Here is a 12,802-nt window from a genome sequence, read left to right on the forward strand (position 1 = left end):
GCCGCCAGACCTGGCGGCTTTTTTGTTTCAGCCGGCAGGTCTCCTAACCAGGAGCAGAAGCCGTGTTGACCACCACAGACGACCTTCGGGTCAAGGAACTCAAAGTCCTGAGCACGCCGGAAGAGGTGATGCGCGAGATACCGCGCTCGCTCACGGCGACGCGCACCGTTGCCGCTTCGCGCAACGCCATTCATTCCATCCTCACGGGGGCCGATGATCGACTGGTAGTCATCGTCGGCCCTTGTTCCATCCACGATCCGGTCGCCGCCGTGGACTACGCCAGCCGTCTGGCGGCGCTGCGCGAGACCCTGGCCGACCGGCTCGAGATCGTCATGCGCGTCTATTTTGAGAAGCCGCGCACCACGGTCGGCTGGAAGGGGCTCATCAACGATCCCGATCTCGACGGCAGCTTCAACATCGACAAGGGTTTGCGCATGGCGCGCAACGTGTTGTCGGCCGTCAACAATCTCGGCCTGCCGGCGGCGACCGAGTTCCTCGATATGACGACGCCGCAATATATCGCCGACCTTGTCGCCTGGGGCGCCATCGGCGCGCGCACGACCGAAAGCCAGATCCATCGCGAGCTGGCCTCGGGCCTCTCCTGCCCGGTCGGCTTCAAGAACGGCACCGACGGCAATCTGAGGATCGCCGGCGAAGCGGTGAAGTCCGCCGCGCAGCCGCACCATTTCATGGCGGTGACCAAGGGCGGCCGCAGCGCCATTGCCGCGACCACCGGCAATGAGGATTGCCATGTCATCCTGCGCGGCGGCATCCAGCCGAATTATGATGCCGCAAGCGTCGATGCCGCCGCTGCCGAACTCGGCCGCATCGGCGTCGCGCCGCGGCTGATGATCGATGTCAGCCACGCCAACAGCGCCAAGAAGCCGGAGAACCAGCCGAAGGTCGCGCATGACGTGGCGGGCCAGGTCGCTTCCGGTGACGAGCGCATCATCGGCGTCATGATCGAGAGCAATCTCGTCGCCGGCCGGCAGGACGTCGTGTCCGGCAAGCCGCTCACCTACGGCCAAAGCATCACCGATGGCTGCATCGACTGGGCGACCACCGAGACGGTGCTGCACGGCCTTGCCGGCGCCGTCGAATGGCGCCGGTCAGTGAAGCGCGAAATGCTCGCCAGCCGTCAGGGCGCGGCGTAAGCCGAATGGAGAGGGCGGCGGTCACGCCGCCCTCAACCCTTCCCAGGCTGTGAAGATCGAGACGGCGAACAGCAAAAGTCCCGCTGCCCGTCCGGCAAGGATCGTCGCGCCCGGATTATCGACCAGTAAACTCCGGCTGCGCCCGGCGGTGACGGCGAGCCCGCCATAGATCGCCGCCTGTGTGGCGACCGTCAGCAATCCCATGATTGTCGCCTGCATCCAGATCGGACCGTAAGCCGGCTTCAGGAATTGCGGATAGACGGCGAGGATGAAGAGATAGGCTTTCGGATTGATCAGGCAGGTCACCAGGCCTTGACGAAACGCCTTCCAGGCCGAGCGGCTCCCCGTGGGCCCGTCATCGCCGACGGTGATCGAGCTGCGCATCAGCGAAATGCCAATATAGGCCATGTAAGCAGCGCCGGCGACCAGCAGCGGCGTGAAGAGGATCGGCACGAAATGCATGAGCAGCCCGACACCGATCGCGCCGTTCAGCGTGTGCACGGCGCCGCCGAGCATGATGCCGGCGGTCGCCGCCAGGCCCCGGTTGCTGCCGCCGGTCAGCGCATTGGCCAGCACGAACAGCATGTCCATACCCGGAACGGCGATGATGCCGAACAGAAGCGCGAAGAACAGCCAGAGGTTTTCGGCATAGCTCATGTCAGTTGCCTATCGCTTCGGCCGCTAGTGCGGAAAAGGAATCTGTTGCTTTTCAAGCGGCTAGGCGGCCCTATAGGTCACCCCAACTGACGGGGATGTGTCAGTTGCGTTTCGGCCGGATGGAAAAATGCGCAAGGCCTCGCGCCTGTTCGAGATCATCCAGATCCTGCGTCTGGCCCGAAGGCCGGTGACCGCGGCGACGATAGCCGGACAACTGGAAGTGACGGTGCGCTCGGTCTACCGCGACATCGCCGCCCTGCAGGCGATGCGCGTGCCAATCGAGGGCGGGCGCGGCATCGGCTACATACTGCGTCCTGGCTTCGACCTGCCGCCGCTGATGTTTTCCATCGAGGAGATGGAGGCGATCGTGCTGTCCTTGGCGCTGCTCGAACGCACCGGCGACGACGAGCTCAAGCAAGCAGCAAAGCGGGTCGGCGCCAAGATCGCCGGCGCGGTGCCGCCGCCCTTGCGGCAGACGCTCGATGCCAATGCGCTGCATGCTTGGGGTTTTGCCGCACCCTCCGCTTCCGCCGTCGACCTTGCGCTGGTCCGCCGCGCCATCCGCGACGAGGAGAAGCTCAGCCTCTCCTATCGCGACGAGGCGGGACGGGCGACCGACCGCATCATCCGCCCGGTCGCGCTGATCTATTATGCGGAGACTGCCAATATCGTCGCCTGGTGCGAGTTGCGCCAGGCCATCCGCAATTTCCGCAGCGACCGCATCGAGGGCTGCCGGCCGGCGGGCCTGTGGTTCAAGGGCGAGGGCGACCGGCTGCGGCAGGTCTGGGTCGACGGCTGGGAGATCAACACCTCGGCCGTCAGCAACTGAGGCGTCGCCGGCCTAGCGATGCAGCGCTGCGCGGTCGGCGCGATTTCAAGGCACGATGCCGCGACAGGCCCAGGCGACATTGGCGAAAGATCGCGGCCCATCGGGCCGGCCGGCCTGGTAGGCATCGCGCACGGCGGCCTCGACGCGCTCCCGCTCGGCCGCATCCAGCGTGGTCATGTATTTGCCGAGAGGGCCTTCGCCGGCGCCGATCGGCGCCCAGAAATCGTCGAAATCCGCATAGTCCATGCGGATCATCAGCTCAGTCTCGGTAACGTCGGCGAGACCCTGCTCGACGAAAGTCCGCTTCATCTCGCCCGGCTGCATCATCGGCTGGAAGCAATAGCGGCTCCGCATCTGGCGCCCGCTTTCGCTGAGCGCCGCGACGGTGTCGATCATCATGCGCATGCCGGTCATGCCGCCGTAATGGTCCCAGACAACGGCCGCGACCACGCCGCCCGGCCGCACGACGCGGCGCATCTCAGCCACCGCCTTGCCGGCCTCCGGCACGAAGTGCAGCACCAGCAGCGCCAGCGCCCGGTCGAACGCATTGTCCGTGAAAGGCAGCGCGGTGGCGTCCGCTTGGCTGATGGTGACGCGCGGATCGGTGTTCCTCTCCTTCGCCGCCGCGACGAAAACCGGCGAGAAGTCGATGGCCTGGATCTCGGCAAGATCGGCCGATTTCGCCAGTTCGAAGGTCAGGCTGCCGGTGCCGCAGCCGACATCTAGGATTTTTTCGCCGCCGGCCAGACCGGCGAAATCGATAAACAGCGGCGCGAGTCTCTTGCTCCAGCGGCCCATCAGCTGCTCATAGCCGGACGCGGCGTGAACGGTGAAGCTTGATGTCATCCCGCCCTCCCTTCGCTGGTTCCCAGCCTAGACCTGCGCGGAAGCCATGCCAAGCGACGAAAGCAGCGTGATCGCACGCAAGCGTGGAGCGGGTCGGCGCTGGCCGGTCCGGCACGTTGCCGCGAACGTGTACAGAAGCTAATATAGTGCCCGACCCTCGCGGACATTGGGGGACGGGGTGAGTAAGATCCTGATTTGCGGTGGAGGCGTAATCGGGTTGTGCACGGCGGCCATGCTTGGCCGCGACGGTCATGACGTGACGGTCCTCGAGGCCGATCCGGCGGATCAGCCTTCGAGTTCCGTTCAAGGATGGGACTGGGAGCGCCCCGGCGTCGCGCAATTCAGGCAGCCTCACAACCTCAGCTCGCGTTTTCGGATGGTCGCCGATCAGGAACTGCCCGGGCTGACGGATATATTGCTGCGCGCCGGCTGCGTCTGGATGGACTTTTTCGACCCTCGATCGTTGCCTCCGACAATAACGGACAGGGCGCCCCGCCCGGGCGATGAAGCGATGCGCTTCGTCACCGGCCGGCGGCCGGTGATCGAATGGGCCGTGGCCGAGATGGCGCAAGCGGCGCCCAATGTGACGATCCGGCGGGGGACCAAGATTCGCGAGCTGATCACGGGCGCGTCGGCCATTCCCGGCGTGCCGCATATTGCGGGCGTTCGTGCAACCTCCGGCGAAGAAATCCGCGCCGATCTGGTGATCGACGCGATGGGGCGGCGAAGCCCTGCCTGCGAATGGATCGTCGCGGCAGGAGGCCGCAGCCCGAGCGAGGAAGCCGAGGACAGCAATTTCGTCTATTTCACCCGCTACTTCACGGGCAAGCAGCGGCCGCGCCGAAAGGGCCGCCTGCTCACTCCGATGGGGATGTTCTCCATTCTCACGCTGGACGGCGACAACGACACCTGGTCGGTCACCCTGTTCACTTCCGCGAGAAACAAGGCCATGCGGGCTTTGCGCGATACGGCTACGTTCCACCGTGTCGTCATGGCCTGTCCCATGCAGGCCCACTGGCTTGACGGCGAGCCGATCACACATGTCCTGCTGATGGCGGGCGTTCTCGACCGCTACCGGCGGTTTGTCGTCGACGGCCAGCCTGTCGTCACCGGGTTTGCGGCTGTGGCCGACGCCTGGGCCTGCACCAATCCGTCTGCCGGGCGGGGCTTGAGCGTCGGTCTTGTGCACGCGCAGGTGCTCAGGAACGTCGCTCGCCGGCATATCGAAGACCCTGCCGAGTTCTCGCGAGAATACGATGCCGAGACCGAGCGCCAGGTCGGCCCGTTCTATCGCAACCAGATCGCCGCCGACCGTGCCCGGATCGCGGAGATGAACGCTCTGGCGGACGGCCTTCCTGTTCCGCCGCCGAATCCGGTCATGGCCCGGCTTTTCGCCGCCGCAAGCGAGGATGCCGACGTGTTTCGCGGCGTGATCGAGATCGCCATGTGCGTTTCGCTGCCGCAGGACGTCGTCGCCAGTCCGCATATCGCGGCAAAACTGGCCGAGCTGGATGGTCAGCCCTTACCGCCGAGCGCCAACATCATCGATCGCAACCGTATGGCGTCCCTGCTTGCCGGCTGATCTTTGCGATCTGGGTGGGACTTATCGGGAGCGCCAACGACCGGAGACTTCGCTCAAGCAGGCGTCGTTTTGCCGGCCGAGAGGGCTTCGAATATCTCACCTGTTTCGGCCACAAGCGTCCGCATCAATTCGTCCGCGGGAAGCTCCCTGTTCAGCGCCGCCGCCTGGCCATAGAGATGAAAGGCGAAATCTCCCTTTGCGCCGGCGTCGCCGAGCGGAGCGCTGAGCGCCACCATTTGCGGGAAGTCCGGAAGGGGCGTCCTGCTCTCCTCCATCTCCAGGGCATAGCGGGTGCGTCTCGCCCGCGCCGCGCGGCCGGTGAAGGCGTCGGTGACCATCGTGTCCATGTCGCTCGCGGCGCGGATCAGGGCGCGGCGCGGTGCGTCCGTGCCGGCTTCGTCGCAGGACAAAAAGCCGGTGCCGATCTGCACGCCGCTGGCGCCAAGCGCGAAAGCCGCCGCTATGCCGCGGCCGTCTGCGATGCCTCCCGCGGCAATGACCGGCAGTTCGACGGCGTCGACGACCTGGGGGACCAGCGCCATCGTGCCGACGCCGTCGCCGGGACCATTGGGGACATGCGAGCCCCGGTGGCCGCCCGCCTCCCAGCCCTGGGCGATGACTGCGTCGGCCCCGCCGTCGGCGAGCTTGCGCGCCTCGGCGACATTCGTCGCGGTGCCGATGATCGCGATCCCGGCCTGCTTCAGCCTGCCGACGGCAGCCGCATCCGGAATGCCGAAATGGAAGCTCACGACCGGCGGGCGGATCTCGAGCAGCAGTTCAAGCTTTTCCTGGTCGAAACCCGGTCCGATCGGCGGGAGCCTCCGCGAGGGTTCGTCGAGCGACAGCTCCTCGTAGTAGGGCCGCAACCTGTCGATGACCCCGTTCAGCACGGCGTCGCTGGTATCGGGTCTGGGAAAAACAAAGAAATTGAGGTTGAAGGGACGCTCGGTCGAGGCGCGCATCTGGCGCGCAACGTTGCGCAGGCCATCCGGCAGCATCGATGCGCAGCCGAGCGACCCGAGCCCACCGGCATTGCTCACCGCGGCGGCGAGCTGCGGCGTCGCCGAGCCGGCCATCGGAGCCTGGATGATCGGATGCTCGATCTTCAAGAGATCGCATAAACGGCGGTTCGGCCACATGAGCGTTTTTTCCTGTCCGGGACGGGACACACTCGCGCCTATCATAAGCCTGTCTCAGGGCCGGGTCACCGCAATTGTGTGGGCACGCTCCCCACGCTCTCCCTTTCCACCAGCGGGCATTCCAGCTTGGTGATGGGATAGCGGCCGCGGCCTGGCGTCGGCGGCGTTTCGAGCTGCTCGATCGCCCATTGGCCCATCGCCAGATGCGGCAGGATGGAGGTGGTCAGCGGCGGGAAGAGATGGCGGGCGATCTCCTCGTCGTCATAGCCGACCACCGAAATGTCCTGCGGGATATGCAGGCCGGCTTCCTTCAGCGCCTCGTAGCAGCCGATCGCGGTGCGGTCGTTCTGGCAGAAGATCGCGGTCGGCCGCTCCTTGAGCCCGAGCAGCTTGACCGTCGCGGCATAGCCGGCGCTTGCCGACCAGTCGCCCTCGACCACCAGCTCGGGATCGAACGGGATATCGGCAGTGGCCAAAGCGCGGCGATAGCCCTTGAGCCGGTCTTGCGCGGCCTGCATCCACGGTTCGCCGGTGATGGTGGCGATGCGGCGATGGCCGTGCGCAACCAGATGCCTTGTCGCGCTCTGGCCGCCAGCGATCTCGGAGGGAACCACGGCCGGGAAGGCATAATCGGCGGTGTAGCAGTTGAGCAGGATGACCGGGATGTCGAGGCTGTAGAGGAAATCCGGCGCCGCGATCTCGCGGGTGAAGATGGTCATGTAGATCAGCGCCGAGATGCCGCGCCGCGTCAGCGCCTGGACGGCGCGCGGCTCCATCACCGCGTCGCCCATGGTCTGCGCCACCAGAAGCACGTTGCCGGCATTCCACGAGGCCTGTCGCGCGCCCTCGATGGCGACCACCGCCTCCGGGCTGGTGGCGAGCTGGTCGACCGCGAAGCCGATGACGCCGTCGAGGCCCTCGAACGGCGTCACCGGCGGTCGGAGCGCCGAAAAGACCGGCGGCGCATAGCCCAGCGCCCGCGCCGCCTCGATCACCCGGTCGCGGGTTTGCTGCGACAGCCTGATGCCGGGCGAGTTGTTGAGCACGAACGATACCGTCGCCTGCGAGCAGCCGGCGGCGCGTGCAATGTCGGTCATGGTGACGCGCCCCTTGGGCTTGGCCGACGGCTTGCGGCGCCTGGAAGCCCCGGGAGAATCGCTGAGTTCCGTCGGTTCGCTCATGATCGTTTCCCAAACCCAGCCGGCTCTAAAGCAAAGGCCGACGACAGCGGCAAGATGGTCGGGCCGGTGCGTTCATCGAGCTTGCAGCTGACTAATATATATTAGCAGACGCAACATGCAAATCGCTGGCGGCGCCGCGTCGCGACGAAACCAGTCGGACAAGGTCAATAATGCTGACGAATCCGGGTATTTTCCGCGCGGCTGCGAGCCTTGCCGCCCTCGCTCTTCACACTCCAGCGCGTTCTTCGCTCAGCGTCTCCTCCGCTCGAGAGCGCGCGCCTGGCCTCATAGCTAATACTCTTTACTAATAGCCGTTAGCGTTCTACTGTCAACTCGTCGTGACCGTCCGGGCTTCCGTTCGGTGGCGTCAGGTGCGGAAGGACGCTCGCTCGAAACGGCGGCATCGCCGATCCGGGGCTTGCGTCCATCCTCACGAAAATGTCAGACAAATCGGACTATTTACGAACGCCGCATGAGTGTCTAGTGTCTCAACCGCGGCCGGATCGGCACCGTTCTTAAGTCGGCGGATCTTTGCGCCGCACCCTTGAGGAGGAGGGTTGTCCGGGCCGCAGCCGAGACATCGGCGACGAGCTCTACAAGGCAAGTTCTACAAGGGAGGTTGAACTATGAAATCCATGATCCGTAATGCATCTGTCGCCGCGGCGGCCCTGCTCATCGGGCTTGCAGCCACGGCGGTAGCCCGGGCGGACGACAAGCCGACGCTGGCCTTCGTCGTCAACGGCGCGTCGGACTTCTGGAAGGCGGCGGAAGCCGGCGTGAAGAAGGCGCAGGGCGAATTGCCCGATTATAATCTCGAGCTGAAATATCCGGAACAGTCCTCGGTCGCCATCCAGCAGCGGCTGATGGACGATCTGGTGACGGCCGGCGTCAAGGGCATCATGGTCTCGGCCGTCGATCCCAAGACCTCGACCGAAGGGCTGAACAAGATCGCGTCGGAAACCGCGCTGTTCACCACCGACTCCGATGCACCGCAGACCAAGCGCGTCGCCTATATCGGCTCCTCCAACGTCGATGCCGGCAAGCAGGCGGCCGAGATCGCCAAGAAGGCGATGCCGAACGGCGGCAAGTGCCTGGGCTTCGTCGGCCTGCTCGGTGCCGACAACGCCAAGGAGCGCATCCAGGGCATGAAGGACGGGCTCGCCGGCAGCAAGATCGAGCTGGTCGACGTGCGCGGCGACGACATCGATCAGGCGCGCGCCAAGAAGAATGTCGAGGACGCGCTGGTCGCCAGCCCCGACATCACCTGCATGGTCGGCTTCTACTCCTACAACACGCCACGCATCTATGAAGCGCTGCGCGACGCCGGCAAGCTCGGCCAGATCACCGTCGTCGGCTTCGACGACGATCCGATCACGCTGGGCGGCGTCAAGGAAGGCACCGTCGCCGCCACCGTGGTGCAGCAGCCCTTCGAATGGGCCTATCAGGGCATGAAGCTGATGGCCGCCTACCTCAAGGGCGACAAGTCGGGCATCCCGGAGAACCACCTGATCATCATCCCGACCAAGATCATCGGCAAGGATGACGTCGACGCCTACGCCGCCAACCTGAAGGCGATGCAGGGCAAATAAGCCCAAAACAGTCGCGCCGGCTCAAGCGTCCCGCCTTGAGCCGGCGTTCGTATTGACGGGCCGGCCAAGGCCCGTCAGTCTGTGGCCACCGGCTTTTGCCCCGTGCGGTAAACTTAGGCGCGATGACCTCTACCGACACCACCCAGCCGATCACGGCTCCGTTCCTGAGCCTGGACGCCGTGCGCAAGACCTATCCGGGCGTTGTCGCGCTGGACAGGTTCTCTATGGAAGTGAGGCCCGGCGAGGTCATCGGCCTTGTCGGCGAAAACGGCGCCGGCAAATCGACGCTGATGAAAATTCTCGGCGGCGTAACGCGGCCCGACAGCGGCACCATCACCGTCGATGGCGCAGCACATGACGGGCTGACCGTCGAGCAAAGCATCGGCTCCGGCATCGCCTTCGTGCACCAGGAGCTCAACCTCTTCGAAAATCTCGATGTCGCTGCCAACATCTTCTTCGGCCGCGAGCCGCTGCGCGCCGGTCCGCTGAGGCTGGTCGACCGCGCGAAATTGCGCGACATGGTGGCGCCGCTCTTGAAGCGCGTCGGCGCCAATTTCTCGGCCGACACCCCGGTGGCGTCGCTGTCGCTTGCCCAGCAGCAGATGGTCGAGATCGCCAAGGCGTTGTCGATCAAGGCCCGCCTTGTCATCCTCGACGAACCGACCTCCAGCCTGCCGATCGCCGAGACCGAAAAGCTGCTTGACGTCATCAAGGGGCTGAAGGCGGAAGGCATCAGCGTCATCTTCATCTCGCACCGGCTGCATGAGATCGAGCGCGTCGCCGACCGCGTCGTGGTGCTGCGCGACGGCACGCTGGCCGGCACGCTGGCGAAGAGCCAGATCAACCACGACGAGATGGTCAGGCTGATGATCGGCCGCATGCTGAAGGAACGCGAGAAGGCCGGCGAAGCCGCCCGCGCGCCGGGCAGCGTGGCGCTGGCTGCCGAAGCGATCCGCACCAGCACCTATCCGGACCGGCCGGTTAGCATCGAATTGAGGCGGGCAGAGATCCTCGGCCTCGCGGGCCTTGTCGGCTCCGGCCGCACGGAGCTCGCCCGCGTCCTGTTCGGCATCGACGAACGGTTGGCCGGCAGGGTCACGCTCGACGGCAAGCCGCTGAATGTAACATCGGCCGCCGACGCGGTGGCGAACGGCATCTTCCTCGTGCCGGAAGACCGCAAGCTGACCGGCATACTGCTCGACCTTTCGATCGCGCAGAACATATCGCTGCCCAACCTGCCGGCGCATGCCAGGCGCTCGCTGGTCTCGACCGGCGCCGAGCTCGCGACGGCCGAAAAGCAGAAGAAGAACCTCGGCATCAAGGCGCCGTCGGTGCTCACCCGCACCGGCACGCTGTCGGGCGGCAATCAGCAGAAGGTGGTCCTGGCCAAATGGCTGGCCATGAACCCCAAGGTGATGATCTTGGACGAGCCGACGCGTGGCATCGACATCGGCGCCAAGGCCGAGATCTACGGACTGATGCGGGCGCTGGCCGATGCCGGCGTCGCCGTGCTGATGATCTCCAGCGACATGGAGGAGGTGATCGGCGTGTCGGACCGCATCGCGGTCATGCATGAGGGGCAGCTCTCCGGCATTCTCGACAAGCAAGATTTCAGCCAGGAGAACGTGCTCTTGCTGGCGGTCGGCAAGAAGCCGAAATTGCTGCAAGCGGCGGGAGGAGTGCAATGAGCAAGAAGGATCTCGGCCTGCTGATCCTGATCCTTGTGGTCGGTGCGGTGGTGACGGCCATCAATCCGCGCTTCCTGTCGGCGATCAACCTCGCCAACACCTCCAACCTTGTCGCGCTATTCGGTATCCTCTCGATCGGCCAGGCCTTCGTCATCATCACCGGCGGCATCGAATTGTCGGTCGGCTCCCTGATCGCGCTGCTCGGCACGCTGTTCATCGATTTCATCGCGGTGCGCGAGTTGGACTGGCCGCTGGCCTTCGTGGTCATCATCATGCTCGGCGCGGTCATCGGCTTCGTGCATGGCTGGCTGATCACAAGGCTCAAATTGCAGCCCTTCGTGGTGACGCTGTGCGGCTTGCTCATCTATCGCGGCGTGGCGCGCTTCTACACCGCCGACGGCACGGCGGGCTTCGCCTTCGGGCAGAATTTCCCGACGCTCGAATTCCTGACCGCCGGGCGCTCCTACGGGCTGCCGAACTCCTTTATCGCGCTGATCGTCATCGCCATCGTCATGTGGGTGGTGCTGCACCGCTCGGTGTTCGGCCGCTATCTCTACGCCATCGGCAAGAATGAGGAGGCGGCGAAATATTCCGGCATCCGCACGGGCCGGGTGATCATCGCGGCCTATGTCATCTGCGGCGTGCTGACCGCGCTGTCGGCGATCTATTTCGCCATGTACACGCGCTCGATCTCGCCGGCGAGCCACGGCCAGTTCTACGAGCTCTATGCCATCGCCGCGGCGGTGCTGGGCGGCTTCTCGCTGCGCGGCGGCGAGGGCTCGCTGTTCGGCGTCGTCCTCGGCACCGTGCTGCTGCAGGAGCTGCAGAACCTCGTCAACCTGCTCGGCATTCCCTCATCGCTCAACTTCGCGGTGATGGGCGGCGTGATCCTGATCGGCGTCCTGGTCGACCAGCAATGGGGCGTATTCCGCGCCCGGCGCCGGATGATCGAGGCGACGCGCCGCAATGTCGCCGGCGCGCCGGCGGAATAGCTCGCTCTTCCGTCCACGCCCCGGTCCCGGCTCCGATTGGATCGATGCTCGCGGTTGAACCGCCGGGCAAGTCCGGATTCGTGGACGAACTGCAACAACGCGTGAAGCGGAAAACAGCCCCTTGTCGCAGAATCGGGGCTGGGCTAAGCAAATTGTATCCGAGGGTTCCAAGAACAAAATTGGGAGAAAGTACCGTGACATCATCACGTTGGATCGCGCTCGCCGCGCTGGCGTTGACCTGCTCGACCCCGGCGATGGCCAAGGACTGGAAGACCGTCACCGTTGCCATGGAGGGCTCCTACGCTCCCTGGAATCAGACGGATGCCAGCGGCAAGATCGTCGGGTTCGAGGTGGACATCCTCAACGACGTCTGCGCCCGCGCGAAGCTCGAATGCAAGATCGTCGCTCAGGATTGGGACGGCGTCATTCCCGGCCTCACGGCGGGCAAGTTCGACATCGTCATGGACGGCATGTCGATCACCGAGGAACGCATGAAGACTATTGACTTCTCGATCCCCTATGCCTCTTCGCCGGTGGCTTTCCTGGCCGACAAGAACGGCCCGCTGGCCAACCTGTCCAACAAAGGCAAGATGATCGATCTGTCGAAGGACGACGCCGAATCCAAGGCGGCGCTCGACACGCTGCGCAAGGAACTCACCGGCAAGAATATCGGGCTGCAGGTGTCGACCACGGAGGCAACCTTTGCCGACAAATATCTCAAGGACGTCGCCAACGTCCATGAATACAAGACCACCGACGAGCACGACCTCGACCTGATGGCGGGCCGCATCGACGTGGCCTTCGCCGACACCACCTATTTCCTCGGCACGCTGGCCAAGCCCGATGCCAAGGACCTCGAATTCGTCGGGCCGCAATTCAAGGGCGGTCCGATCCTCGGACCGGGCATCGGCGCCGCCTTCCGCAAGACCGACAAGGACCTGCAGGACATCTACAACAAGGCCCTCAAGGCCGCGCTCGACGACGGCTCGGTGTCGAAATACTCCATGCAGTGGTTCAAGATCGACATTACCAAGTAATGTCGCAACGGGAGCAGCCAAGGCTGCTCCCGTTTTGCATTGAGTGCTTGTTGCCCAAAAAGCAGAGCGGTTTTGGGCGAACGACACGCATCAAGGCAGGCAACCGTC

11 protein-coding genes are annotated in these 12,802 nt (G+C 64.9%); 7 read left to right on the top strand and 4 right to left on the bottom strand.

Annotation, left to right across the window (positions count from 1 at the left end):
- Positions 1–62: 62 nt before the first annotated feature.
- Positions 63–1,154 (top strand): 3-deoxy-7-phosphoheptulonate synthase, encoded by a 1,092-nt coding sequence (locus ACVMIM_RS05065; RefSeq protein ID WP_476110849.1) that lies wholly within the window; start codon positions 63–65, stop codon positions 1,152–1,154.
- 21 nt (positions 1,155–1,175) lie between these two features.
- On the opposite strand, the gene ACVMIM_RS05070 is transcribed toward ACVMIM_RS05065, so the two are convergent.
- Positions 1,176–1,811 (bottom strand): LysE family translocator, encoded by a 636-nt coding sequence (locus ACVMIM_RS05070; protein ID WP_476110851.1) that lies wholly within the window; start codon positions 1,809–1,811, stop codon positions 1,176–1,178.
- 127 nt (positions 1,812–1,938) lie between these two features.
- Here ACVMIM_RS05070 and ACVMIM_RS05075 point away from each other — a divergent pair, with 127 nt between their 5' ends.
- Complete coding sequence (locus tag ACVMIM_RS05075) at positions 1,939–2,640, top strand: helix-turn-helix transcriptional regulator (RefSeq protein ID WP_476110853.1); 702 nt, start codon at positions 1,939–1,941, stop codon at positions 2,638–2,640.
- A gap of 45 nt (positions 2,641–2,685) precedes the next feature.
- Here the strand turns inward: ACVMIM_RS05075 and ACVMIM_RS05080 are convergent, their stop codons facing one another.
- The gene (locus ACVMIM_RS05080) at positions 2,686–3,486 is read right to left on the bottom strand and encodes a class I SAM-dependent methyltransferase (RefSeq protein ID WP_041000007.1); all 801 of its coding nucleotides are present in this window, start codon (positions 3,484–3,486) and stop codon (positions 2,686–2,688) included.
- A 178-nt stretch (positions 3,487–3,664) separates the two neighbouring features.
- Between ACVMIM_RS05080 and ACVMIM_RS05085 the strand changes: the two genes are divergently transcribed.
- Complete coding sequence (locus ACVMIM_RS05085) at positions 3,665–5,068, top strand: FAD-dependent oxidoreductase (RefSeq protein WP_476117103.1); 1,404 nt, start codon at positions 3,665–3,667, stop codon at positions 5,066–5,068.
- A 53-nt stretch (positions 5,069–5,121) separates the two neighbouring features.
- Here ACVMIM_RS05085 and ACVMIM_RS05090 read toward each other — a convergent pair whose 3' ends face one another.
- Both ACVMIM_RS05090 and ACVMIM_RS05095 read right to left on the bottom strand, forming a co-directional pair.
- Positions 5,122–6,207 carry an NAD(P)H-dependent flavin oxidoreductase gene (locus ACVMIM_RS05090; protein WP_082045185.1) on the bottom strand — a complete coding sequence of 362 codons (1,086 nt, stop codon included), beginning with the start codon at positions 6,205–6,207 and terminating at the stop codon, positions 5,122–5,124.
- A 65-nt stretch (positions 6,208–6,272) separates the two neighbouring features.
- Positions 6,273–7,388 carry a LacI family DNA-binding transcriptional regulator gene (locus ACVMIM_RS05095; protein WP_476110855.1) on the bottom strand — a complete coding sequence of 372 codons (1,116 nt, stop codon included), beginning with the start codon at positions 7,386–7,388 and terminating at the stop codon, positions 6,273–6,275.
- Positions 7,389–8,014: 626 nt separating this feature from the next.
- Here ACVMIM_RS05095 and ACVMIM_RS05100 point away from each other — a divergent pair.
- From ACVMIM_RS05100 to ACVMIM_RS05115, 4 genes are all read left to right on the top strand, one after another.
- Entirely contained in the window at positions 8,015–8,977 is a 963-nt protein-coding gene (locus ACVMIM_RS05100) for a sugar-binding protein (RefSeq protein WP_041000004.1), read from the top strand.
- Between the two features lie 122 nt (positions 8,978–9,099).
- A complete protein-coding gene (locus ACVMIM_RS05105; protein ID WP_476110857.1) occupies positions 9,100–10,665 on the top strand; it encodes a sugar ABC transporter ATP-binding protein in 1,566 nt (521 codons plus the stop codon).
- Positions 10,662–11,657, top strand: coding sequence for an ABC transporter permease (locus ACVMIM_RS05110; protein WP_041000002.1), 996 nt, complete (start codon positions 10,662–10,664; stop codon positions 11,655–11,657). The genes ACVMIM_RS05105 and ACVMIM_RS05110 overlap by 4 nt, the downstream gene beginning before the upstream one ends.
- Positions 11,658–11,851: 194 nt before the next feature.
- Positions 11,852–12,694 carry a transporter substrate-binding domain-containing protein gene (locus ACVMIM_RS05115; protein ID WP_476110859.1) on the top strand — a complete coding sequence of 281 codons (843 nt, stop codon included), beginning with the start codon at positions 11,852–11,854 and terminating at the stop codon, positions 12,692–12,694.
- Positions 12,695–12,802: the final 108 nt, after the last annotated feature.

Source organism: Mesorhizobium sp. USDA 4413, from assembly GCF_056280365.1.

Coding starts and splice junctions, on each gene's coding strand:
- ACVMIM_RS05070 (WP_476110851.1), bottom strand. CDS start 1,811: ATGAGCTATGCCGAAAACCTCTGGCTGTTCTTCGCGCTTCTGTTCGGC.
- ACVMIM_RS05075 (WP_476110853.1), top strand. CDS start 1,939: ATGCGCAAGGCCTCGCGCCTGTTCGAGATCATCCAGATCCTGCGTCTG.
- ACVMIM_RS05080 (WP_041000007.1), bottom strand. CDS start 3,486: ATGACATCAAGCTTCACCGTTCACGCCGCGTCCGGCTATGAGCAGCTG.
- ACVMIM_RS05090 (WP_082045185.1), bottom strand. CDS start 6,207: ATGTGGCCGAACCGCCGTTTATGCGATCTCTTGAAGATCGAGCATCCG.
- ACVMIM_RS05095 (WP_476110855.1), bottom strand. CDS start 7,388: ATGAGCGAACCGACGGAACTCAGCGATTCTCCCGGGGCTTCCAGGCGC.
- ACVMIM_RS05100 (WP_041000004.1), top strand. CDS start 8,015: ATGAAATCCATGATCCGTAATGCATCTGTCGCCGCGGCGGCCCTGCTC.
- ACVMIM_RS05105 (WP_476110857.1), top strand. CDS start 9,100: ATGACCTCTACCGACACCACCCAGCCGATCACGGCTCCGTTCCTGAGC.
- ACVMIM_RS05110 (WP_041000002.1), top strand. CDS start 10,662: ATGAGCAAGAAGGATCTCGGCCTGCTGATCCTGATCCTTGTGGTCGGT.